Genomic DNA, 23337 nt, shown 5'->3' on the forward strand with positions numbered 1-23337 from the left:
GAGGTGCCAAACACCGCCGTCGATATGAACTCTTGGGCGGTATCAGCCTGTTATCCCCGGAGTACCTTTTATCCGTTGAGCGATGGCCCTTCCATTCAGAACCACCGGATCACTATGACCTGCTTTCGCACCTGCTCGCGCCGTCACGCTCGCAGTCAAGCTGGCTTATGCCATTGCACTAACCTCCTGATGTCCGACCAGGATTAGCCAACCTTCGTGCTCCTCCGTTACTCTTTAGGAGGAGACCGCCCCAGTCAAACTACCCACCAGACACTGTCCTCAACCCGGATCACGGGTCCACGTTAGAACATCAAACATTAAAGGGTGGTATTTCAAGGTCGGCTCCATGCAGACTGGCGTCCACACTTCAAAGCCTCCCACCTATCCTACACATCAAGGCTCAATGTTCAGTGTCAAGCTATAGTAAAGGTTCACGGGGTCTTTCCGTCTTGCCGCGGGTACACTGCATCTTCACAGCGAGTTCAATTTCACTGAGTCTCGGGTGGAGACAGCCTGGCCATCATTACGCCATTCGTGCAGGTCGGAACTTACCCGACAAGGAATTTCGCTACCTTAGGACCGTTATAGTTACGGCCGCCGTTTACCGGGGCTTCGATCAAGAGCTTCGCCTTGCGGCTGACCCCATCAATTAACCTTCCGGCACCGGGCAGGCGTCACACCGTATACGTCCACTTTCGTGTTTGCACAGTGCTGTGTTTTTAATAAACAGTTGCAGCCAGCTGGTATCTTCGACTGATTTCAGCTCCACGAGCAAGTCGCTTCACCTACATATCAGCGTGCCTTCTCCCGAAGTTACGGCACCATTTTGCCTAGTTCCTTCACCCGAGTTCTCTCAAGCGCCTTGGTATTCTCTACCTGACCACCTGTGTCGGTTTGGGGTACGATTTGATGTTACCTGATGCTTAGAGGCTTTTCCTGGAAGCAGGGCATTTGTTGCTTCAGCACCGTAGTGCCTCGTCATCACGCCTCAGCCTTGATTCTCCGGATTTGCCTGGAAAATCAGCCTACACGCTTAAACCGGGACAACCGTCGCCCGGCCAACATAGCCTTCTCCGTCCCCCCTTCGCAGTAACACCAAGTACAGGAATATTAACCTGTTTCCCATCGACTACGCCTTTCGGCCTCGCCTTAGGGGTCGACTCACCCTGCCCCGATTAACGTTGGACAGGAACCCTTGGTCTTCCGGCGAGCGGGCTTTTCACCCGCTTTATCGTTACTTATGTCAGCATTCGCACTTCTGATACCTCCAGCATGCCTCACAGCACACCTTCAACGGCTTACAGAACGCTCCCCTACCCAACAACACATAGTGTCGCTGCCGCAGCTTCGGTGCATGGTTTAGCCCCGTTACATCTTCCGCGCAGGCCGACTCGACCAGTGAGCTATTACGCTTTCTTTAAATGATGGCTGCTTCTAAGCCAACATCCTGGCTGTCTGGGCCTTCCCACATCGTTTCCCACTTAACCATGACTTTGGGACCTTAGCTGGCGGTCTGGGTTGTTTCCCTCTTCACGACGGACGTTAGCACCCGCCGTGTGTCTCCCGTGATAACATTCTCCGGTATTCGCAGTTTGCATCGGGTTGGTAAGTCGGGATGACCCCCTTGCCGAAACAGTGCTCTACCCCCGGAGATGAATTCACGAGGCGCTACCTAAATAGCTTTCGGGGAGAACCAGCTATCTCCCGGTTTGATTGGCCTTTCCCCCCCAGCCACAAGTCATCCGCTAATTTTTCAACATTAGTCGGTTCGGTCCTCCAGTTAGTGTTACCCAACCTTCAACCTGCCCATGGCTAGATCACCGGGTTTCGGGTCTATACCCTGCAACTTAACGCCCAGTTAAGACTCGGTTTCCCTTCGGCTCCCCTATTCGGTTAACCTTGCTACAGAATATAAGTCGCTGACCCATTATACAAAAGGTACGCAGTCACCCCATTAAAGAGGCTCCCACTGCTTGTACGTACACGGTTTCAGGTTCTTTTTCACTCCCCTCGCCGGGGTTCTTTTCGCCTTTCCCTCACGGTACTGGTTCACTATCGGTCAGTCAGGAGTATTTAGCCTTGGAGGATGGTCCCCCCATATTCAGACAGGATACCACGTGTCCCGCCCTACTCATCGAGCTCACAGCATGTGCATTTTTGTGTACGGGGCTGTCACCCTGTATCGCACGCCTTTCCAGACGCTTCCACTAACACACATACTGATTCAGGCTCTGGGCTCCTCCCCGTTCGCTCGCCGCTACTGGGGGAATCTCGGTTGATTTCTTTTCCTCGGGGTACTTAGATGTTTCAGTTCCCCCGGTTCGCCTCATTAACCTATGGATTCAGTTAATGATAGTGTGACGGATCACACTGGGTTTCCCCATTCGGAAATCGCCGGTTATAACGGTTCATATCACCTTACCGACGCTTATCGCAGATTAGCACGTCCTTCATCGCCTCTGACTGCCAGGGCATCCACCGTGTACGCTTAGTCGCTTAACCTCACAACCCGAAGATGTTTCTTACGAACCATCATCGTGTTGCGAAAATTTGAGAGACTCACGAACAACTTTCGTTGTTCAGTGTTTCAATTTTCAGCTTGATCCAGATTTTTAAAGAGCAAATATCTCAAACATCACTCGTAAGTGAGTTTTGAGATACAGTGGCCGGCGACTTTCACTCACAAACCAGCAAGTGGCGTCCCCTAGGGGATTCGAACCCCTGTTACCGCCGTGAAAGGGCGGTGTCCTGGGCCTCTAGACGAAGGGGACGTATCAGTCTGCTTCGCAAGACGCCTTGCTTTTCACTTTCTATCAGACAATCTGTGTGAGCACTTCAAAGAACGCTTCTTTAAGGTAAGGAGGTGATCCAACCGCAGGTTCCCCTACGGTTACCTTGTTACGACTTCACCCCAGTCATGAATCACAAAGTGGTAAGCGCCCTCCCGAAGGTTAAGCTACCTACTTCTTTTGCAACCCACTCCCATGGTGTGACGGGCGGTGTGTACAAGGCCCGGGAACGTATTCACCGTGGCATTCTGATCCACGATTACTAGCGATTCCGACTTCATGGAGTCGAGTTGCAGACTCCAATCCGGACTACGACGCACTTTATGAGGTCCGCTTGCTCTCGCGAGGTCGCTTCTCTTTGTATGCGCCATTGTAGCACGTGTGTAGCCCTGGTCGTAAGGGCCATGATGACTTGACGTCATCCCCACCTTCCTCCAGTTTATCACTGGCAGTCTCCTTTGAGTTCCCGGCCGGACCGCTGGCAACAAAGGATAAGGGTTGCGCTCGTTGCGGGACTTAACCCAACATTTCACAACACGAGCTGACGACAGCCATGCAGCACCTGTCTCACAGTTCCCGAAGGCACCATCCCATCTCTGGAATGTTCTGTGGATGTCAAGACCAGGTAAGGTTCTTCGCGTTGCATCGAATTAAACCACATGCTCCACCGCTTGTGCGGGCCCCCGTCAATTCATTTGAGTTTTAACCTTGCGGCCGTACTCCCCAGGCGGTCGACTTAACGCGTTAGCTCCGGAAGCCACGCCTCAAGGGCACAACCTCCAAGTCGACATCGTTTACGGCGTGGACTACCAGGGTATCTAATCCTGTTTGCTCCCCACGCTTTCGCACCTGAGCGTCAGTCTTCGTCCAGGGGGCCGCCTTCGCCACCGGTATTCCTCCAGATCTCTACGCATTTCACCGCTACACCTGGAATTCTACCCCCCTCTACGAGACTCAAGCTTGCCAGTATCAGATGCAGTTCCCAGGTTGAGCCCGGGGATTTCACATCTGACTTAACAAACCGCCTGCGTGCGCTTTACGCCCAGTAATTCCGATTAACGCTTGCACCCTCCGTATTACCGCGGCTGCTGGCACGGAGTTAGCCGGTGCTTCTTCTGCGGGTAACGTCAATGAGCAAAGGTATTAACTTTACTCCCTTCCTCCCCGCTGAAAGTACTTTACAACCCGAAGGCCTTCTTCATACACGCGGCATGGCTGCATCAGGCTTGCGCCCATTGTGCAATATTCCCCACTGCTGCCTCCCGTAGGAGTCTGGACCGTGTCTCAGTTCCAGTGTGGCTGGTCATCCTCTCAGACCAGCTAGAGATCGTCGCCTAGGTGGGCCGTTACCCCGCCTACTAGCTAATCCCATCTGGGCACATCCGATGGCAAGAGGCCCGAAGGTCCCCCTCTTTGGTCTTGCGACGTTATGCGGTATTAGCTACCGTTTCCAGTAGTTATCCCCCTCCATCGGGCAGTTTCCCAGACATTACTCCCCCGTCCGCCACTCGTCAGCAAAGAAGCAAGCTTCTTTCTGTTACCGTTCGACTTGCATGTGTTAGGCCTGCCGCCAGCGTTCAATCTGAGCCATGATCAAACTCTTCAATTTAAAAGTTTGATGCTCAAAGAATTAAACTTCGTAATGAATTACGTGTTCACTCTTGAGACTTGGTATTCATTTAGCGTCTTGCGACGTTAAGAATCCGTATCTTCGAGTGCCCACACAGATTGTCTGATAAATTGTTAAAGAGCAGTGCCGCTTCGCTTTTTCTCAGCGGCGCGGGGTGTGCATAATACGCTTTCCCGCTACAGAGTCAAGCATTTTTTCGCTTTTCTCTGTCGAAGTTCTCAGGAGAACCCCGCTGACCCGGCGGCTTATTTGCCGTTGTTCCGTGTCAGTGGTGGCGCATTATAGGGAGTTATTCCGGCCTGACAAGCGAAAAATATAAAAACTTTATCGTTCGCTCAATTTTCAGGCAAAACACCCCGAACATGGTCTTTTCCGTCTAACTTATAGACAGAAACGAGCCCCGAAGGACTCGTTTTATCATTTACTGGACGGCGACAATGCGGTCTTCATTAACTTCCAGGCGAATGACTTTGCCAGGAACCAATTCACCAGACAGTATTTGCTGCGCCAGCGGGTTTTCGATCTGTTGCTGGATAGCACGTTTCAGAGGACGTGCACCATAAACCGGATCGTAACCATTCTCGCTCAGCAGTTTCAGTGCCTCGTCAGAAATGTGGATTTCATAACCACGTTCTTCCAGACGTTTGTACAGACGTTTCAACTGGATCTGAGCAATCGAAGCGATATGTTGTTCACCCAACGGGTGGAAGACCACAACTTCATCGATACGGTTTATGAATTCCGGACGGAAGTTATGGCTAACCACGCCGAGCACCAGCTCTTTCATGCGCGCATAATCCAGTTCACCGAAACGTTCCTGGATCAGATCGGAGCCGAGGTTAGAGGTCATAATGACCACCGTATTACGGAAATCGACCGTTCTCCCCTGCCCATCAGTCAGACGTCCGTCATCCAGAACCTGCAACAGAATGTTGAATACATCCGGATGCGCTTTTTCCACTTCATCCAGCAGAATGACGGAATAAGGACGACGACGCACCGCTTCAGTCAGGTAGCCACCTTCTTCATAACCCACATATCCCGGAGGTGCACCAACCAGACGAGACACCGAGTGTTTCTCCATAAACTCGGACATATCGATACGAACCATCGCCTCGTCACTGTCGAACATAAAATTCGCCAGCGCCTTACAGAGTTCGGTTTTACCTACACCCGTTGGACCGAGGAACAAGAACGAACCAATCGGGCGATTAGGATCCGCAAGCCCCGCACGGCTACGACGAATGGCGTTAGATACCGCATCAACGGCTTCGTTTTGGCCAATAACACGATGGTGCAGTTCTTGCTCCATACGCAGCAGTTTTTCGCGCTCACTTTCCATCATGCGAGAAACAGGAATGCCCGTCCAACGCGCCAACACTTCAGCAATTTCTGCGTCAGTCACTTTATTACGCAACAGACGCATGGTTTTGCCTTCGAGCTGTGTAGCCGCTTCCAGTTGTTTTTCGAGCTCCGGAATTTTGCCGTATTGCAGTTCGGACATCCGCGCCAGATCACCTACACGGCGCGCCTGTTCAATGGCGATTTTCGCCTGTTCCAGTTCGGCTTTAATGGTCTGGGTGCCAGAGAGTGACGCTTTCTCTGCTTTCCACTCCTCTTCTAACTCAGAGTACTGGCGTTCTTTGTCACTCAGTTCTTCATTGAGCATATCCAGACGTTTTTTACTGGCTTCATCAGACTCTTTCATTAACGCCTGTTGTTCCAGCTTAAGCTGGATAATTCGACGATCGAGTCGGTCAAGCTCTTCCGGTTTTGAGTCAATCTGCATACGGATACTGGATGCCGCTTCATCGATCAGGTCGATGGCTTTATCTGGCAACTGACGGTCAGCAATGTAGCGATGAGACAACGTCGCCGCTGCAACAATTGCCGGGTCAGTAATTTGCACATGGTGGTGCAGCTCGTAACGTTCTTTCAGGCCACGTAGAATAGCAATGGTGTCTTCCACCGTTGGCTCGGCAACAAACACTTTCTGGAAACGACGTTCCAGCGCCGCATCTTTTTCAATGTACTGGCGATATTCATCAAGGGTGGTCGCGCCCACGCAGTGCAGTTCACCACGGGCCAGTGCCGGTTTCAGCATATTCCCGGCGTCCATTGCGCCATCGGCTTTACCTGCGCCCACCATGGTGTGCAGCTCATCGATAAACAGAATGACGTTGCCTTCCTGTTTCGACAGATCGTTCAGCACGCCTTTCAGACGTTCTTCAAACTCACCACGATATTTCGCCCCAGCCACCAGCGCGCCCATATCCAGCGCCAGTACGCGGCGGCCTTTCAGCCCTTCCGGTACTTCGCCATTGATAATACGCTGCGCCAAACCTTCAACGATGGCGGTTTTACCGACACCAGGTTCACCGATCAGTACCGGGTTATTTTTAGTACGGCGTTGCAGTACCTGAATGGTACGACGAATTTCTTCATCACGACCAATTACCGGATCGAGTTTACCTTGTTCGGCACGTTCGGTAAGGTCAATGGTATATTTTTTCAAAGCCTGACGTTGGTCTTCGGCTCCTTGATCATTCACGCTTTCACCTCCACGCATTTGTTCAATCGCTTGAGTAATGTTGGCGGTGGTCGCCCCTGCTGCTTTCAGGATGTCGGCCAGCGTGCCGCGAGACTCAAGTGCCGCCAGAACAAACAGTTCTGACGAGATAAAGTTATCACCACGTTTTTGCGCCAGCTTGTCGCAAAGATTAAGAACGCGCACCAGATCCTGTGAAGGCTGGACATCGCCCCCTGTACCTTCAACCTGCGGTAAACGATTTAATGCCTGATTGATATCTGTGCGCAATTGGCCAGCATTAATGCCAGCGGATGTTAATAAAGGACTAACCGACCCCCCTTCCTGATTCAGCAGGGCGCTCATTAAATGAAGTGGTTCGATGAATTGGTTGTCGTGCCCGAGTGCAAGTGATTGGGCATCGGCAAGAGCAAGCTGGAATTTGTTAGTAAGACGATCCAGACGCATAACTCCTCCCATAACGGATCAAAGTTGCTACTGGAGATTAAATGAGGTCATCCCTCAATTATTCAAGGTTATTGACCAGATTAATGTGAAAAGAAAATCACGCGTACCGGATCGTCTTGATTCTTTAGGTTATATCAGCCAAATGAAACTTGCCATACGACCCGTGCACTTGTCGCGACGATAAGAGAAGAAAGTCTCATTTTCAGTGTATGTACAGCGATTACCACCGAAAATTTGTTCAACACCGACGTTCGCCAGACGCTGCCGGGCAAGCAGATAAATATCCGCCAGATATTTATCACCACGCTGAATGAAAGCCTCGCTCGCTTTGGCATCTACTGCCATAAATGCCTCGCGAACCTCCGGCCCCACTTCAAAGGCGCGCGGACCAATTGCAGGTCCCAGCCAGGCAAGAATGTTTTCTGGCTTATCAGCAAAACAAGAAACTGTCTCCTCCAGCACACCAGCGCAAAGTCCACGCCAGCCAGCATGAGCAGCGGCGACTTCCGTTCCCGCACGGTTGCAAAACAGCACAGGCAGGCAGTCGGCAGTCATCACAGCGCAAACCGTGCCAGGTGTGTTGCTATAAGATGCATCCGCCCGTTTAGAGGCATAAGGTTCGCCAGTAAGCCTTAGAACATCTTTCCCATGTACCTGCTCAAGCCACACCGGTTTTGAAGGCAAATTGCCCGCAGCAAAAAGTCGCCTGCGATTCTCCTCAACGTGTTCCGGGTTATCACCACAATGGGCCCCCAGATTGAGAGAATCGTAAGGCGGTAAGCTAACGCCGCCAATACGGGTAGAGCTACAGGCCGCAACACCTTTTGGCAACGGCCACTGCGGGACAATCAACTTACTCATAACCAGTCCACTTCATCCTTATGCTCTTCGAAATCGGCGCGCATCACCTCAATCAGTTCAACCATATCTTGTGGGATAGGCGCGTGCCATTCCATTTCGATACCGGAAATCGGGTGATAGAGACGTAGCATCGTTGCGTGAAGCGCCTGACGATCAAACTTACGCAGCGTGGAGATAAACGCTTCCGACGCCCCCTTCGGCGGACGCGGGCGACCACCATAAACCGGATCACCCACCAGCGGATGAGTGATATGCGCCATATGCACGCGGATCTGATGCGTACGTCCTGTTTCGAGACGCAACCGCAGACGCGTGTGCACACGGAAGTGTTCCATGATGCGATAGTGAGTGACCGCTGGTTTGCCCATCGGATGCACCGCCATATGGGTGCGTTTGGTGGGATGGCGGCTGATTGGCTCGTCCACCGTGCCACCCGCAGTCATATGACCAATCGCTACGGCTTCGTACTCACGGGTAATTTCACGCCGTTGCAGAGACTCCACCAAACGCGTCTGAGCTGGAACCGTTTTTGCCACAACCATCAAACCCGTCGTGTCTTTATCCAGACGATGGACAATGCCCGCACGCGGAACATCTGCAATTGGCGGATAGTAATGAAGCAACGCATTCAACACCGTGCCATCAGGGTTACCCGCGCCAGGATGTACAACCAGGTCGCGCGGTTTATTAATAACAATGATGTCTTCATCTTCATAGACGATATCCAGTGGGATATCCTGCGGTTCAAAACGCGCTTCTTCTTCAATTTCGGCGTTGATGGCAACCTGCTCGCCACCCAATACTTTTTCTTTCGGCTTATCACAAACTTTGCCGTTAACCAGCACGCGCTGGTCGAGGATCCATTCTTTTATCCGCGAACGTGAATAATCCGGGAACATTTCGGCCAAAGCTTGATCTAAGCGTTGACCGAGTTGGTTTTCGGACACTGTTGCAGTGAGTTGTACTCGTTGTGCCATATATACTGCTTCTTCGTTTATCGTTGGGGTTTTACGGCTTTGCCGTTTAATATAGTGTGCTATTGTAGCTGGTCTTAACCGGGAGCAGGAACAGAGAATCTCCCGTAATACATTTTGAGGAAAGTCAAAACGTCATGACGCGCATGAAATATCTGGTGGCAGCCGCCACATTAAGCCTGTTTTTGGCGGGTTGCTCGGGTTCAAAGGAAGAAGTACCTGATAATCCGCCAAATGAAATTTACGCGACTGCACAACAAAAGCTGCAGGACGGTAACTGGAGACAGGCAATAACGCAACTGGAAGCGTTAGATAATCGCTATCCGTTTGGTCCGTATTCACAGCAGGTGCAGTTGGATCTCATCTACGCCTATTATAAAAACGCCGATCTGCCGTTAGCACAGGCTGCCATCGATCGTTTTATTCGCCTGAACCCGACCCATCCGAATATCGATTATGTCATGTATATGCGTGGCCTGACCAATATGGCACTGGATGACAGTGCGCTACAAGGATTCTTTGGCGTTGACCGTAGCGATCGCGATCCTCAACATGCTCGAGCTGCGTTTAGTGACTTTTCCAAATTAGTTCGCGGCTATCCGAACAGTCAGTACACCACCGATGCCACCAAACGTCTGGTGTTCCTGAAAGATCGCCTGGCGAAATATGAATACTCTGTTGCCGAGTACTATACAGAACGCGGCGCATGGGTTGCTGTCGTTAACCGTGTAGAAGGCATGCTGCGTGATTTCCCGGATACTCAGGCTACACGTGATGCTCTGCCACTAATGGAAAATGCTTACCGTCAGATGCAGATGAATGCACAAGCTGAAAAAGTCGCGAAAATCATCGCCGCAAACAGCAGTAATACATAACAGAATTCTGAAACACAAAACGGCAGCCCTTGAGCTCTAATGCCGATCAGTTAAGGATCAGTTGACCGATCCAGTGGCTGTGTAAAAATCCGGAAACGCTCACTCGTTTCCGGATTTTTTTATGCACATTGGACAGGCCCTTGATCTGGTATCCCGTTACGATTCTCTGCGTAACCCACTGACTTCTCTGGGGGATTACCTCGACCCCGAACTCATCTCTCGTTGCCTTGCTGAATCAGGTACTGTAACGCTACGCAAGCGCCGTCTTCCCCTCGAAATGATGGTCTGGTGTATTGTTGGCATGGCGCTTGAGCGTAAAGAACCTCTTCACCAGATTGTGAATCGCCTGGACATCATGCTACCGGGCAATCGCCCCTTCGTTGCCCCCAGTGCCGTTATTCAGGCCCGCCAGCGCCTGGGAAGTGAGGCTGTCCGCCGCGTGTTCACGAAAACAGCGCAGCTCTGGCATAACGCCACGCCGCATCCGCACTGGTGCGGCCTGACCCTGCTGGCCATCGATGGTGTGTTCTGGCGCACACCGGATACACCAGAGAACGATGCAGCCTTCCCCCGCCAGACACATGCCGGGAACCCGGCGCTCTACCCGCAGGTCAAAATGGTCTGCCAGATGGAACTGACCAGCCATCTGCTGACGGCTGCAGCTTTCGGCACGATGAAGAACAGCGAAAATGAGCTTGCTGAGCAACTTATAGAACAAACCGGCGATAACACCCTGACGTTAATGGATAAAGGTTATTACTCACTGGGACTGTTAAATGCCTGGAGCCTGGCGGGAGAACACCGCCACTGGATGATCCCTCTCAGAAAGGGAGCGCAATATGAAGAGATCAGAAAACTGGGTAAAGGCGATCATCTGGTGAAGCTGAAAACCAGCCCGCAGGCACGAAAAAAGTGGCCGGGACTGGGAAATGAGGTGACAGCCCGCCTGCTGACCGTGACGCGCAAAGGAAAAGTCTGCCATCTGCTGACGTCGATGACGGACGCCATGCGCTTCCCCGGAGGAGAAATGGCGGATCTGTACAGTCATCGCTGGGAAATCGAACTGGGATACAGGGAGATAAAACAGACGATGCAACTGAGCAGGCTGACGCTGAGAAGTAAAAAGCCGGAGCTTGTGGAGCAAGAGCTGTGGGGTGTCTTACTGGCTTATAATCTGGTGAGATATCAGATGATTAAAATGGCGGAACATCTGAAAGGTTACTGGCCGAATCAACTGAGTTTCTCAGAATCATGCGGAATGGTGATGAGAATGCTGATGACATTGCAGGGCGCTTCACCGGGACGTATACCGGAGCTGATGCGCGATCTTGCAAGTATGGGACAACTAGTGAAATTACCGACAAGAAGGGAAAGGGCCTTCCCGAGAGTGGTAAAGGAGAGGCCCTGGAAATACCCCACAGCCCCGAAAAAGAGCCAGTCAGTTGCTTAACTGACTGGCATTACAGCCCTTGAGCTGCCGTTTTTTTTATTCTGTAACGCGTGTAACTGAAGCGATTTAGTCGCGATCGATCTCATCAAATATGGCTCGCTTTGAGACATTCCTCAAGTAAAAAAACACTTCTTCCTGCGATTTCTCACAAAAAAACTTCGTTGACAAAAAGTGACAAAATTATGAGATTTCCATCACACATTTTGACATCAGGAACGGTATGCTGAATTCACCAAGACGGGAAGACAAGAGGTAAAATTTATGACAATGAACATTACCAGTAAACAAATGGAAATTACTCCGGCCATCCGCCAACATGTCGAAGACCGTCTCGCCAAACTGGAAAAATGGCAAACACATCTGATTAATCCACATATCATTCTGTCCAAAGAGCCACAAGGGTTCGTTGCTGACGCCACTATCAATACACCTAACGGCGTTCTTGTTGCCAGTGGTAAACATGAAGATATGTACACCGCAATTAACGAATTGATCAACAAGCTGGAACGGCAGCTCAATAAACTGCAGCACAAAGGCGAAGCACGTCGTGCCGCAACATCGGTGAAAGACGCCAACTTTGTCGAAGAAGTTGAAGAAGAGTAGTCCTTTATATTGAGTGTATCGCCAACGCGCCTTCGGGCGCGTTTTTTGTTGACAGCGTGAAAACAGTGCGGGTACTGTACTGAAGTCGCTTAAGGAAACAAATATGAAACACACTCTGTTCTTCTTCGCATTCTTTTTTACCTTCCCCTGAATGGGAGGCGTTTCGTCGTGTGAAACAGAATGCGAAGACGAACAATAAGGCCTCCCAAACCGGGGGGCCTTTTTTATTGATAACAAAAAAGGCAACACTATGACATCGGAAAACCCGTTACTGGCGCTGCGTGAGAAAATCAGCTCGCTGGATGAAAAATTACTGGCGCTACTGGCAGAGCGGCGCGAACTTGCTGTCGAGGTGGGAAAAGCCAAACTGCTCTCTCATCGCCCGGTACGTGATATCGATCGTGAACGCGATTTACTGGAAAAACTGATTACACTCGGTAAAACGCACCATCTGGATGCGCACTACATTACCCGTCTGTTCCAGCTTATCATTGAAGATTCCGTATTGACCCAGCAGGCACTGCTCCAGCAGCATCTCAATAAAATTAATCCGCACTCTGCCCGCATTGCTTTTCTTGGCCCGAAAGGTTCCTACTCACACCTTGCCGCCCGTCAGTATGCTGCCCGTCACTTCGAGCAATTTATTGAAAGTGGTTGTGTCAAATTTGCTGATATTTTTAATCAGGTGGAAACAGGTCAGGCCGACTATGCCGTCGTACCGATTGAAAATACCAGCTCCGGTGCCATTAACGATGTCTACGATCTGCTGCAACATACCAGCTTATCGATTGTTGGCGAGATGACGCTGACCATTGACCACTGCCTGCTGGTTTCTGGTACTACAGATTTATCCACCATCAACACGGTCTACAGCCATCCGCAGCCATTCCAGCAATGCAGTAAATTCCTTAATCGCTATCCGCACTGGAAGATTGAATATACCGAAAGTACGTCCGCGGCGATGGAAAAGGTTGCACAGGCAAAATCACCGCATGTTGCTGCATTGGGGAGCGAGGCAGGCGGCACTTTGTACGGCTTACAGGTGTTGGAGCGCATTGAGGCAAATCAGCGACAAAACTTCACCCGATTTGTCGTGCTGGCGCGTAAAGCCATTAACGTTTCAGACCAGGTTCCGGCAAAAACCACGCTGTTAATGGCCACCGGACAACAAGCCGGTGCACTGGTTGAAGCACTGCTGGTGCTGCGCAATCATAATCTGATCATGACCCGTCTGGAATCACGTCCGATTCACGGTAATCCGTGGGAAGAGATGTTTTATCTGGATATTCAGGCCAACCTTGAATCAGCAGAAATGCAAAAAGCATTGAAAGAGTTAGGTGAAATCACCCGTTCGATGAAGGTGTTGGGCTGTTACCCAAGCGAGAATGTGGTGCCTGTCGATCCTGCATGATGAAGCCGTGCCGGATGTGATACGTATCACCCGGCACAAAATTATTACTGCCGGTTGTCGTTTGCCTGACGCAATAACACACGGCTTTCACTCTGGAAGCGTTGCGCGTAATCACCGAACCAGTGCTCAACCTTGCGGAAACTGTCAATAAACGCCTGCTTATCGCCCTGCTCCAGCAACTCAATCGCCTCGCCAAAACGTTTATAGTAACGTTTGATCAGCGCCAGATTACGTTCTGACGACATGATGATGTCGGCATAAAGCTGCGGATCCTGGGCAAACAGTCGCCCGACCATCGCCAGTTCAAGGCGATAAATGGGCGAAGAGAGCGCCAGAAGTTGCTCAAGCTGAACATTTTCTTCTGCCAGATGCAGGCCATAAGCAAAAGTAGCAAAGTGGCGCAACGCCTGGATAAACGCCATATTCTGATCGTGCTCCACGGCGCTAATGCGATGTAACCGTGCGCCCCAGACCTGAATTTGCTCCAGAAACCATTGATACGCTTCCGGCTGGCGGCCATCACACCAGACAACGACCTGTTTCGCCAGGCTACCGCTGTCCGGGCCGAACATCGGGTGTAGCCCCAGCACCGGACCATCATGCGCCGCCAGCATGGCCTGCAACGGTCCATTTTTCACCGATGCCAGATCAACCAGAATACAGTCTTGCGGTAAACGCGGCAATTTTCCTATGACCTGCTCAGTAACATGAATCGGCACACTAACAATCACCATTCCGGCATCGGCAACAATCTCAGCCGCACGTTCCCAATCATGTTGTTCAAGGATCCGCACCTGATAACCCGAGAGTGTCAGCATCTTCTCGAACAATCGCCCCATCTGACCGCCACCGCCGACGATAACCACCGGGCGCAACGTAGGACAAAGCGTTTTAAAGCCTTTGTCGTTCTCGCTGGAGTAAGATTCACGCATCACCCGACGCAGGATGTCTTCAATGAGATCCGGCGGCACTCCGAGAGCTTCAGCCTCGGCGCGCCGCGAGGCCAGCATGGATGCCTCACGCTCCGGAACATAAATAGGCAACCCAAAACGGCTCTTCACCTCACCGACTTCGGCAACCAGTTCCAGACGCTTCGCTAATAAATTCAGCAGCTCTTTATCGACTTCATCAATTTGATCGCGTAATGCGGTCAACTCAGCAACCATAATAAACCTCTTAAGCCACGCGTGCCGTCAACTGTCCGTTGAGATCATGATGAATCTCACGCAGCAAGGCATCTGTCATTTCCCAGCTAATGCAGGCATCGGTAACGGATACACCGTATTTCATTGCGCTGCGCGGTTGCTCGGAAGACTGATTGCCTTCGTGGATATTACTTTCGATCATCAGACCAATAATTGAGCGATTGCCATCTTTGATTTGGGCAACCACGGACTCTGCTACCGCAGGTTGGCGGCGATAATCTTTATTGGAATTACCGTGGCTGCAATCTACCATCAGTGAGGGACGCAGTCCCGCCTGTTCCATCTCTTTTTCACATTGCGCAATATCCGCAGGGCTATAATTCGGTGCTTTGCCGCCGCGCAGGATCACATGTCCGTCCGGATTACCTTGCGTTTGTAGCAACGCAACCTGCCCTGCCTGGTTAATACCGACAAAACGGTGTGGCTGGGCGGCAGCTCGCATGGCGTTAATTGCCGTTGCCAGACTGCCATCGGTGCCGTTTTTAAAACCAACCGGCATAGACAGGCCAGATGCCATTTCACGGTGTGTTTGCGATTCTGTGGTGCGAGCACCAATTGCAGACCAGCTAAACAGATCACCAAGATATTGCGGGCTGTTTGGATCTAACGCCTCCGTCGCCAACGGCAGCCCCATGTTCACCAGTTCAAGCAGCAACTTACGCGCAATTTGCAGCCCGGCTTCTACGTCAAAAGAGCCATCCATATGTGGATCGTTAATTAACCCTTTCCAGCCGACAGTAGTACGGGGTTTTTCAAAATAGACGCGCATCACCAGATAGAGGTTATCGCTGACCTCTTCGGCAAGAGCTTTAAATCGACGAGCATATTCCAGAGCCGTTTCAGGATCATGAATGGAACAAGGACCACACACTACCAGCAGACGAGGATCGCGCCCGGCGATAATATCTGAAATGGTTTTACGCGAATCGGCAATCCTGGCTTCTTGTTGCAGGCTTAATGGAAAAGCGGCCTTCAATTGTTCCGGGGTCATCAGAACCTGTTCATCGGTAATGTGTACGTTATTCAGCGCGTCTTTTTGCATGATGGTGATCCTGTTTATGCTCGTTTGCGATAGTTGATCCTCAACGAGGATGACGTAACGATAACACAACAAGTAAAGATTTCAATCCAAATTTCGTAAATAATAGTTTACACATGCAGTTTTAATGCTTCTGAGACAATTAATTTCGTAAAAATAAATTTACACCACTATCAAAAACAATCCGCTATGCTTTGAAAAAGGAGAAAAAATGATGAAAAAATTTATCGGTCCCCTGTTGGCCTTAGTGATTAGCGGTTGCCAGATTGATCCTTATACTCACGCGCCAACCTTGACCAGTACCGACTGGTATGACGTTGGTATGGAAGATGCTATATCAGGCGTTGCCATAAAAGACGACGATACATTTAACGATTCACCAACAGATCGGGTGGTATACCTTAAAGGATATGCCGAAGGACAAAAGAAAACCTGCCAGCCTGATTTTACTTACGCCAGAGGGCTATCTGGTAAAAGCTTTCCCGCCAGTTGTGACACCGTGGAAAATGCCAGTCAACTGCATGAAGTATGGCAAAAAGGAGCCGATGAAAATGCCAGCACGATACGATTGAATTAATTTAAACCTCATCAATAAATTAATCATAAGATTTAACTTATTTGAATTTTAATTCTCGTTTTGATGACGAGTGCATAAAATAATGATATTTTAATGAGCATCCTAAAGAAAATTTTCGATGCGTTTCGAGCAACGGTGGTGAGGATCCCTGAATGCGCTTTTCTCACCGACCGATTTTACTACTGCTCTTTCTCCTGGCAGGATCGCCATTACTCGCTCAGGGTGCTTCTGACGTTACAAAAAATATACGTTTGATGGTTTCCGGTATCGTCAGCTACACTCGCTGGCCTGCATTGACTGGCCCACCAAGGCTATGTATTTTTTCATCTTCACGTTTTAGCGCAGCCCTACAAGAGAACAACGCAACTTCTTTGCCTTATCTCCCCATCATCATTAACTCTAAACAAGAGGCACTGATTTCAAGCTGCGATGGCTTTTATTTTGGCAACGAGTCACCGACATTCCAGATAGAATTAATCGATGAATATCCGTCTAAGGCGTTATTATTAATAGCCGAACAAAATACCGAGTGCATTATTGGCAGCGCCTTTTGCCTGATCATCAACAATAATAATGTCAGATTTGCCGTAAACCTGGATGCCTTATCGCGTAGTGGTGTAAAGGTCAACCCGGATGTCTTAATGCTCGCACGGAAGAAAAATGATGGGTAACGATAATTCTCTTAATAAGCGCCCCACGTTTAAAAGAGCATTACGCAATATCAGCATGACCAGCGTATTTATCACTATGACGCTGATCTGGCTGCTGCTTTCCGTGACATCGGTGCTGACCCTGAAACAATACGCGCAAAAAAACCTGGCACTCACCGCAGCGACAATGACTTACAGTCTGGAAGCTGCTGTCGTTTTTGCCGATGGTCCGGCAGCCACAGAAACGTTAGCCGCGCTGGGTCAGCAGGGCCAATTTTCAACCGCAGAAGTGCGAGATAACCAGCAAAACATTCTGGCATCCTGGCATTACACCAGTAAGGCTCCGGGCGAGACATTCAGTAATTTCATTAGCCACTGGCTCTTCCCCGCTCCCGTCATTCAGCCGATTCGCCATAATGGCAAAATCATTGGCGAAGTACAGTTAACTGCTCGCGACAACTCAATCAGTCATTTTATCTGGTTATCGCTGGCTGTTCTGACGGGTTGCATTCTGCTGGCATCAGGCATTGCAATCACCCTTACCCGCCATTTGCATAACGGACTGGTGGAAGCGCTAAAAAACATCACTGACGTCGTTCATGATGTGCGCTCCAACCGCAATTTTTCCCGCCGTGTTTCGGAAGAACGAATCGCAGAATTTCACCGCTTTGCTCTCGACTTCAATAGCTTGCTGGATGAAATGGAAGAGTGGCAGCTCCGTTTGCAGGCAAAAAATGCCCAGCTTCTACGTACCGCGCTACATGACCCATTAACCGGGCTGGCGAACCGCGCTGCATTCCGCAACTGTATCAATACGTTAATGAGTGATTCTGCTGCACGAGAAACCTCAGCTTTACTTTTTCTTGATGGCGATAATTTCAAATATATCAATGACACATGGGGGCACGCGACGGGCGATCAGGTCTTGATCGAGATAGCCATACGGTTAATGGAATTTAGCGGAAAACGACATCAGTCATACCGCATAGGAGGCGACGAGTTCGCCATGGTTCTGTCTGGCGTACTGTCAGAATATGAAGTGCAGCGCATCTGTGCAGATCTCACACAAACCTTTCATCGCCCATTCAATCTCCATAACGGTCATCAGGCCAGCATGACCTTAAGTATTGGATACGCCCTGACTCGTGAACACGATTCTGCCGAAAAATTACAAGAGCTGGCCGATCGTAATATGTATCAGGCCAAGCACCAGCGCGCCGAAACGCGGGTGAAATAACAAGGAAATATCTACATGATAAAGCAACTGGTAGCACCTCTGGTTTTCTCTTCTCTGATACTGGCAGGTTGCCAGGCTCCACAAGGCAAGTTTACCCCAGAGCAAGTCGCTGCTATGCAGTCTTATGGTTTTACTGAATCCGCCGGTGACTGGTCACTTGGCTTATCAGACACGATTCTGTTTGCTAAAAATGACTACAAACTACTTCCGGAAAGTCAGCAACAGATCCAAACCATGGCGGCGAAACTGGCTTCTACCGGGCTAACACATGCCCGTATGGATGGTCATACCGATAACTACGGTGAAGATAGCTACAATGAAGCCTTATCACTGAAGAGAGCGAATGTCGTCGCAGATGCCTGGGCTGAAGGTGGGCAAATTCCTCGCAGCAATCTCTCTACTCAAGGCTTAGGGAAAAAATACCCCATCGCCAGCAACCAGACATCTCAGGGTCGGGCCGAGAACCGCCGCGTCGCTGTGGTGATAAGTGCGCCTTAAACTCAATTTCAGTAGATAAAAAAAGGGCCAGCCAATTGGCCAGCCCTTCTTAACAGGATGTCGCTTAAGCGAAATCTTAGTTAAGACGCTCTTTGATACGAGCAGCCTTACCAGTACGCTCACGCAGGTAGTACAGTTTAGCTTTACGAACAGCACCACGACGTTTGACAGAAATGCTGTCAACTACCGGAGAGTGAGTCTGGAAGACACGCTCAACGCCTTCGCCGTTGGAAATTTTACGAACAGTGAATGCAGAGTGCAGACCGCGGTTACGAATAGCGATAACCACGCCCTCGAATGCCTGCAGACGTTTTTTGGAACCTTCAACAACCCATACTTTCACTTCCACGGTATCACCCGGACGGAAGGAAGGTACGTCCTGCTTCATCTGCTCTTGTTCAAGTTGCTTAATAATGTTGCTCATAATTTAATCTCTTATCCTGGGTAAACTGATATCTCGGGGGCTTACGCCATCCCATCATGTTTATGTTGCTGTTGCGCGTGTTCGGTTTTGAACTCCGCCAGCAACCTTGCTTGCTCTTCAGTCAGAGCCAGGTTTTCCAGAAGTTCAGGTCTTCTAAGCCAGGTACGGCCCAGCGACTGTTTCAAACGCCAGCGACGTATCTCGGCATGGTTGCCCGACAGTAACACTGACGGAACTTCCATCCCTTCTAACACCTCAGGCCGCGTATAGTGCGGGCAATCCAGCAATCCTTCAGCAAAGGAATCTTCCGTTGCTGAGGCTTCATGTCCCAGTACCCCCGGAATAAACCGGGAGACAGAGTCAATCAACGTCATTGCTGGTAACTCACCACCACTCAGAACGTAATCCCCGATTGACCATTCTTCGTCAATTTCGGTTTGGATCACGCGCTCATCTATACCTTCGTAGCGACCGCACACCAGAATCAATTTTTGATTCGTTGCCAGTTCGCTGACGCCTGCTTGATCAAGCTTGCGCCCCTGCGGTGACAGATAGATCACCTTAGCGCCTTCACCCGCCGCGCTTTTTGCTGCATGAATGGCATCCCGTAAAGGTTGCACCATCATTAACATCCCCGGTCCGCCGCCGTAAGGACGATCGTCCACGGTACGGTGCCGGTCATGCGTGAAGTCACGAGGACTCCAGCTCTGGATGCTCAGCAGGCCATTTTTAACTGCCCGGCCAGTTACCCCGTAATCGGTAATTGCGCGGAACATTTCAGGAAACAGGCTAATTATGCCAATCCACATAGCGCCGTCTTTTACCGTTTATCCGGTGGTTTAAAAACCAGGATCCCAATCTACTTCGATTGAACGAGTAGTGAGATCGACTTTCTTGATAACCTGCCCATCGAGGAACGGTACGAGACGTTCCTTGATACCAAACGCATCTTTCAGGTTTGCCTTAATGACGAGAACGTCATTAGATCCGGTTTCCATCATGTCGACGACTTTACCGAGATCGTAGCCTTCAGTGGTCACTACCTGGCAGCCCATCAGGTCTTTCCAGTAGTAGTCACCCTCTTCAAGCTGAGGCAACTGCGAAGAATCTACGACAATTTCACAATTCGTCAGCAGGTTCGCCGCATCACGATCGTCAACGCCTTTCAGCTTGATGATCATGTCCTGATTGTGGTGCTTCCAGCTTTCCAACTGGACTTGCTGCCACTGACCCGCCTTCTGGATAAACCAGGGCTGATAGTCAAAAATGCTTTCGGCGTCTTCGGTGGAAGAAAACACTCTGAGCCACCCACGAATACCGTAAGACGAACCCATTTTTCCCAAAACGATGGGATCAACAGGTGCTTGCGCGGTGAGTTGTTTGCTCATCATGACCACCGTGACAGATTAAGCTGCTTTGTTTACTTCTTTGATCAGCGCAGCAACGCGATCAGAAATAGTTGCGCCCTGGCCAACCCAGTGAGCAATGCGATCCAGATCCAGGCGGGCGCCTTCTTCTTTTTCGCTAGCGATTGGGTTGAAGAAACCAACGCGCTCAATGAAGCGACCGTTGCGTGCATTACGGCTGTCAGCGACAACAACCTGGTAGAACGGACGCTTTTTAGCGCCGTGACGTGCTAAACGAATAGTTACCATAACATCCTCTTGTGTGAATAAAACAACCGGACCCCATCGAGGAACGGAGTCCGGTGTCATATTAAAAGCCCGAAAATTTTACTGATTTCTGGAGAAAATGCAATCAACAGTTAATAACTCTGTCGCATAAGGTCATTTAGCGACCAGGAAATCCCGGCGGCATCATCCCTTTCATGCTTCTCATCATCTTCGCCATTCCGCCCTTCTTCATCTTCTTCATCATGCGCTGCATGTCGTCGAACTGCTTCAGAAGACGGTTAACATCCTGTACCTGCATACCGCAACCGGCAGCGATACGACGTTTACGCGAACCTTTGATGATTTCTGGCTTAGCGCGCTCTTTCAGCGTCATCGAGTTGATGATGGCTTCCATACGCACCAGCACTTTATCGTCCATCTGCGACTTCACGTTCTCCGGGATCTGCCCCATACCCGGCAGTTTGCCCATCAGGTTGGCCATGCCGCCCATGTTTTTCATCTGGCGCAACTGTTCAAGGAAATCGTTGAGATCGAAGCCGTCACCTTTTTTCAGCTTGCTGGCTAATTTCTCAGCCTGCGCGCGGTCAACTTTGCTTTCGATATCTTCGATCAGCGACAGAACATCGCCCATACCGAGAATACGGGAAGCGATGCGATCCGGATGGAACGGTTCCAGCGCCTCTGTTTTCTCACCAACACCGAGGAATTTGATCGGTTTGCCAGTGATGTGGCGAATCGAGAGCGCCGCACCGCCGCGGGCATCGCCGTCTACTTTGGTCAACACTACGCCGGTAAGCGGTAACGCTTCATTGAACGCTTTTGCCGTATTGGCGGCATCCTGACCGGTCATGGCGTCAACCACAAACAAGGTTTCAACCGGGTTAATCGAAGCGTGGACTTGTTTGATCTCGTCCATCATCGCTTCATCAACGTGCAAACGACCGGCAGTATCCACCAGCAACACGTCGTAGAATTTCAGTTTGGCTTCTTTCAGCGCCGCATTAACGATATCGACCGGCTTCTGACCAACATCTGAAGGGAAGAAATCGACGCCTACCTGTTCGGCCAGCGTCTCAAGCTGTTTGATTGCCGCCGGACGATAAACGTCGGCAGAAACCACCAGCACTTTCTTTTTGTGCTTCTCGCGCAGGAACTTACCGAGTTTACCAACGCTGGTTGTTTTACCGGCACCTTGCAGGCCCGCCATCAGCACCACCGCAGGCGGCTGCGCAGCCAGATTCAGGGTCTGGTTCTCTTCGCCCATCGCCGCAACCAGTTCGTTACGGACGATTTTGACGAACTCCTGCCCCGGCGTCAGGCTCTTGTTAACTTCATGACCAACCGCTTTCTCTTTTACGCGATTGATAAACTCACGCACTACCGGCAGAGCGACGTCCGCCTCCAGCAGCGCCATGCGCACTTCGCGCAGCGTATCTTTAACGTTGTCTTCAGTAAGGCGTCCACGGCCACTGATATTGCGCAGCGTGCGCGACAAACGATCGGTTAAATTATCAAACATTGTCTCTCGCCTGGGGTGGAAACGGTTGGCCGCAATCGCGACACATCATCAGTATTTTGCCGCAGTATAACATGAAGGCGTCTTTGTTGTTATGCAACGGTTGGAGCCGCGTTCACCTGACGCTATACTGCTTTTCTTTCTCATTGCTCAAACTGTCGACATTACTATGCCCGTTTTTGCTCTGCTCGCGCTCGTCGCCTACTCTGTCAGTCTCGCACTGATTATTCCCGGTCTGCTGCAAAAAAACGGCGGCTGGCGGCGAATGGCTATTATTTCTGCGGTCATCGCGCTGGTTTGCCACGCTATTGCTCTTGAAGCCCGCATACTGCCCGGCGGTGATAGCGGACAAAACCTTAGCCTGTTGAATGTCGGTTCGTTGGTCAGCCTGATGATCTGTACGGTGATGACCATTGTGGCCTCACGTAACCGTGGCTGGCTGCTGCTGCCGATTGTTTACGCCTTTGCGCTCATCAACCTGGCGCTGGCGACCTTCATGCCCAATGAATACATCACCCACCTGGAAGCAACACCCGGGATGCTGATGCACATTGGCTTATCGCTCTTTTCCTACGCCACGCTGATTATCGCTGCCCTGTACGCGCTGCAACTGGCATGGATTGATTACCAACTGAAGAACAAGAAGTTGGCGTTTAATCAGGAAATGCCTCCACTGATGAGTATTGAACGTAAAATGTTCCACATCACGCAAATTGGTGTGGTGCTATTGACGCTCACTCTCTGTACAGGCCTGTTCTACATGCACAACTTATTTAGCATGGAAAATATAGACAAGGCCGTGCTCTCTATTGTGGCGTGGTTTGTCTATATTGTGCTGCTGTGGGGGCATTATCATGAAGGATGGCGTGGACGCCGCGTTGTCTGGTTTAACGTCGCCGGCGCAGTCATTCTGACACTGGCCTATTTTGGCAGCCGAATTGTCCAGCAGTTAATCAGCTAAACCAGAAA

Annotated in this window: 20 protein-coding genes, 1 tRNA gene, 2 rRNA genes and 1 other annotated feature; of the genes, 10 read left to right on the forward strand and 13 right to left on the reverse strand. The window is 50.5% G+C overall.

The genetic code is table 11. The features are described 5' to 3' along the window. From A1WG_RS18155 to rluD, 6 genes are all read right to left on the reverse strand, one after another. A 23S ribosomal RNA gene (locus A1WG_RS18155) occupies window positions 1–2502 on the reverse strand; the annotation flags it as partial. A 193-nt stretch (window positions 2503–2695) separates the two neighbouring features. Beyond that, window positions 2696–2771 (reverse strand) — tRNA-Glu (locus tag A1WG_RS18150). 85 nt (window positions 2772–2856) lie between these two features. Continuing rightward, window positions 2857–4398: ribosomal RNA gene (locus A1WG_RS18145) — 16S ribosomal RNA — on the reverse strand. A gap of 442 nt (window positions 4399–4840) precedes the next feature. Next, window positions 4841–7414, reverse strand: a complete 2574-nt coding sequence (clpB, locus tag A1WG_RS18140) for an ATP-dependent chaperone ClpB (protein ID WP_001516905.1) — start codon at window positions 7412–7414, stop codon at window positions 4841–4843. A gap of 129 nt (window positions 7415–7543) precedes the next feature. Next, a complete protein-coding gene (gene yfiH / locus A1WG_RS18135) occupies window positions 7544–8275 on the reverse strand; it encodes a purine nucleoside phosphorylase YfiH (RefSeq protein WP_000040161.1) in 732 nt (243 codons plus the stop codon). Continuing rightward, window positions 8272–9252, reverse strand: a complete 981-nt coding sequence (gene rluD / locus A1WG_RS18130) for a 23S rRNA pseudouridine(1911/1915/1917) synthase RluD (RefSeq protein ID WP_000079112.1) — start codon at window positions 9250–9252, stop codon at window positions 8272–8274. The genes yfiH and rluD overlap by 4 nt, the downstream gene beginning before the upstream one ends. 134 nt (window positions 9253–9386) lie before the next feature. On the opposite strand from rluD, the gene bamD reads away from it, so the two are divergent. From bamD to pheA, 5 genes are all read left to right on the forward strand, one after another. Continuing rightward, window positions 9387–10124 (forward strand): outer membrane protein assembly factor BamD, encoded by a 738-nt coding sequence (gene bamD, locus A1WG_RS18125; RefSeq protein ID WP_000197680.1) that lies wholly within the window; start codon window positions 9387–9389, stop codon window positions 10122–10124. A gap of 121 nt (window positions 10125–10245) precedes the next feature. Continuing rightward, a complete protein-coding gene (locus A1WG_RS18120; protein ID WP_000547185.1) occupies window positions 10246–11574 on the forward strand; it encodes an IS4-like element IS4 family transposase in 1329 nt (442 codons plus the stop codon). A gap of 261 nt (window positions 11575–11835) precedes the next feature. After that, entirely contained in the window at window positions 11836–12177 is a 342-nt protein-coding gene (gene raiA / locus A1WG_RS18115) for a ribosome-associated translation inhibitor RaiA (protein ID WP_000178461.1), read from the forward strand. 102 nt (window positions 12178–12279) lie between these two features. Then, window positions 12280–12405 (forward strand) — a sequence feature (Phe leader region). Further along, window positions 12281–12328 (forward strand): pheA operon leader peptide PheL, encoded by a 48-nt coding sequence (pheL, locus tag A1WG_RS24470; RefSeq protein WP_101958059.1) that lies wholly within the window; start codon window positions 12281–12283, stop codon window positions 12326–12328. It overlaps the preceding feature by 48 nt. 22 nt (window positions 12406–12427) lie before the next feature. After that, entirely contained in the window at window positions 12428–13588 is a 1161-nt protein-coding gene (gene pheA / locus A1WG_RS18110; protein WP_001516906.1) for a bifunctional chorismate mutase/prephenate dehydratase, read from the forward strand. A gap of 44 nt (window positions 13589–13632) precedes the next feature. On the opposite strand, the gene tyrA is transcribed toward pheA, so the two are convergent. Next, window positions 13633–14754 carry a bifunctional chorismate mutase/prephenate dehydrogenase gene (tyrA, locus tag A1WG_RS18105; protein WP_000225243.1) on the reverse strand — a complete coding sequence of 374 codons (1122 nt, stop codon included), beginning with the start codon at window positions 14752–14754 and terminating at the stop codon, window positions 13633–13635. Between the two features lie 10 nt (window positions 14755–14764). Further along, window positions 14765–15835, reverse strand: coding sequence for a 3-deoxy-7-phosphoheptulonate synthase AroF (gene aroF, locus A1WG_RS18100; RefSeq protein ID WP_001516907.1), 1071 nt, complete (start codon window positions 15833–15835; stop codon window positions 14765–14767). Between the two features lie 208 nt (window positions 15836–16043). Here aroF and A1WG_RS18095 point away from each other — a divergent pair, with 208 nt between their 5' ends. The 4 genes from A1WG_RS18095 to A1WG_RS18080 all read left to right on the forward strand — a co-directional run bounded on the left by A1WG_RS18095 (window position 16044) and on the right by A1WG_RS18080 (window position 18794). Beyond that, entirely contained in the window at window positions 16044–16409 is a 366-nt protein-coding gene (locus A1WG_RS18095; protein WP_000976009.1) for a DUF2799 domain-containing protein, read from the forward strand. A 152-nt stretch (window positions 16410–16561) separates the two neighbouring features. After that, entirely contained in the window at window positions 16562–17080 is a 519-nt protein-coding gene (locus tag A1WG_RS18090) for a regulatory sequestration protein YfiR (protein WP_001516909.1), read from the forward strand. Next, entirely contained in the window at window positions 17070–18296 is a 1227-nt protein-coding gene (gene dgcN / locus A1WG_RS18085) for a diguanylate cyclase DgcN/YfiN (RefSeq protein WP_001516910.1), read from the forward strand. The genes A1WG_RS18090 and dgcN overlap by 11 nt, the downstream gene beginning before the upstream one ends. 15 nt (window positions 18297–18311) lie before the next feature. Continuing rightward, on the forward strand, window positions 18312–18794 hold the full coding sequence (locus tag A1WG_RS18080; RefSeq protein ID WP_000595358.1) for an OmpA family protein: 483 nt from the start codon (window positions 18312–18314) through the stop codon (window positions 18792–18794). A 76-nt stretch (window positions 18795–18870) separates the two neighbouring features. Here A1WG_RS18080 and rplS read toward each other — a convergent pair whose 3' ends face one another. The 5 genes from rplS to ffh all read right to left on the reverse strand — a co-directional run bounded on the left by rplS (window position 18871) and on the right by ffh (window position 22371). Then, window positions 18871–19218, reverse strand: a complete 348-nt coding sequence (gene rplS, locus A1WG_RS18075) for a 50S ribosomal protein L19 (protein WP_000065253.1) — start codon at window positions 19216–19218, stop codon at window positions 18871–18873. Window positions 19219–19259: 41 nt separating this feature from the next. Next, on the reverse strand, window positions 19260–20027 hold the full coding sequence (gene trmD / locus A1WG_RS18070; protein ID WP_000264785.1) for a tRNA (guanosine(37)-N1)-methyltransferase TrmD: 768 nt from the start codon (window positions 20025–20027) through the stop codon (window positions 19260–19262). 30 nt (window positions 20028–20057) lie between these two features. After that, the gene (rimM, locus tag A1WG_RS18065; RefSeq protein ID WP_000043335.1) at window positions 20058–20606 is read right to left on the reverse strand and encodes a ribosome maturation factor RimM; all 549 of its coding nucleotides are present in this window, start codon (window positions 20604–20606) and stop codon (window positions 20058–20060) included. 18 nt (window positions 20607–20624) lie between these two features. Beyond that, on the reverse strand, window positions 20625–20873 hold the full coding sequence (gene rpsP / locus A1WG_RS18060) for a 30S ribosomal protein S16 (protein WP_001371138.1): 249 nt from the start codon (window positions 20871–20873) through the stop codon (window positions 20625–20627). A 136-nt stretch (window positions 20874–21009) separates the two neighbouring features. Next, window positions 21010–22371 (reverse strand): signal recognition particle protein, encoded by a 1362-nt coding sequence (gene ffh / locus A1WG_RS18055; protein ID WP_001516911.1) that lies wholly within the window; start codon window positions 22369–22371, stop codon window positions 21010–21012. A 166-nt stretch (window positions 22372–22537) separates the two neighbouring features. On the opposite strand from ffh, the gene A1WG_RS18050 reads away from it, so the two are divergent. Further along, window positions 22538–23329 (forward strand): cytochrome C assembly family protein, encoded by a 792-nt coding sequence (locus A1WG_RS18050; RefSeq protein WP_010376639.1) that lies wholly within the window; start codon window positions 22538–22540, stop codon window positions 23327–23329. Window positions 23330–23337 lie beyond the last annotated feature (8 nt).

It is taken from the genome of Escherichia sp. KTE96 (assembly GCF_000408525.1).
GTDB classification, from domain to species: domain Bacteria; phylum Pseudomonadota; class Gammaproteobacteria; order Enterobacterales; family Enterobacteriaceae; genus Escherichia; species Escherichia marmotae.

Bases quoted from the DNA above. Each gene is read 5' to 3' on its own strand.
- rpsP (WP_001371138.1), bottom strand. From the start codon at position 20,873: ATGGTAACTATTCGTTTAGCACGTCACGGCGCTAAAAAGCGTCCGTTC.
- aroF (WP_001516907.1), bottom strand. From the start codon at position 15,835: ATGCAAAAAGACGCGCTGAATAACGTACACATTACCGATGAACAGGTT.
- A1WG_RS18090 (WP_001516909.1), top strand. From the start codon at position 16,562: ATGCGCTTTTCTCACCGACCGATTTTACTACTGCTCTTTCTCCTGGCA.
- rimM (WP_000043335.1), bottom strand. From the start codon at position 20,606: ATGAGCAAACAACTCACCGCGCAAGCACCTGTTGATCCCATCGTTTTG.
- A1WG_RS18080 (WP_000595358.1), top strand. From the start codon at position 18,312: ATGATAAAGCAACTGGTAGCACCTCTGGTTTTCTCTTCTCTGATACTG.
- A1WG_RS18095 (WP_000976009.1), top strand. From the start codon at position 16,044: ATGATGAAAAAATTTATCGGTCCCCTGTTGGCCTTAGTGATTAGCGGT.
- bamD (WP_000197680.1), top strand. From the start codon at position 9,387: ATGACGCGCATGAAATATCTGGTGGCAGCCGCCACATTAAGCCTGTTT.
- ffh (WP_001516911.1), bottom strand. From the start codon at position 22,371: ATGTTTGATAATTTAACCGATCGTTTGTCGCGCACGCTGCGCAATATC.
- trmD (WP_000264785.1), bottom strand. From the start codon at position 20,027: ATGTGGATTGGCATAATTAGCCTGTTTCCTGAAATGTTCCGCGCAATT.
- rluD (WP_000079112.1), bottom strand. From the start codon at position 9,252: ATGGCACAACGAGTACAACTCACTGCAACAGTGTCCGAAAACCAACTC.
- raiA (WP_000178461.1), top strand. From the start codon at position 11,836: ATGACAATGAACATTACCAGTAAACAAATGGAAATTACTCCGGCCATC.
- A1WG_RS18120 (WP_000547185.1), top strand. From the start codon at position 10,246: ATGCACATTGGACAGGCCCTTGATCTGGTATCCCGTTACGATTCTCTG.
- clpB (WP_001516905.1), bottom strand. From the start codon at position 7,414: ATGCGTCTGGATCGTCTTACTAACAAATTCCAGCTTGCTCTTGCCGAT.
- yfiH (WP_000040161.1), bottom strand. From the start codon at position 8,275: ATGAGTAAGTTGATTGTCCCGCAGTGGCCGTTGCCAAAAGGTGTTGCG.
- dgcN (WP_001516910.1), top strand. From the start codon at position 17,070: ATGATGGGTAACGATAATTCTCTTAATAAGCGCCCCACGTTTAAAAGA.
- rplS (WP_000065253.1), bottom strand. From the start codon at position 19,218: ATGAGCAACATTATTAAGCAACTTGAACAAGAGCAGATGAAGCAGGAC.
- pheA (WP_001516906.1), top strand. From the start codon at position 12,428: ATGACATCGGAAAACCCGTTACTGGCGCTGCGTGAGAAAATCAGCTCG.
- A1WG_RS18050 (WP_010376639.1), top strand. From the start codon at position 22,538: ATGCCCGTTTTTGCTCTGCTCGCGCTCGTCGCCTACTCTGTCAGTCTC.
- tyrA (WP_000225243.1), bottom strand. From the start codon at position 14,754: ATGGTTGCTGAGTTGACCGCATTACGCGATCAAATTGATGAAGTCGAT.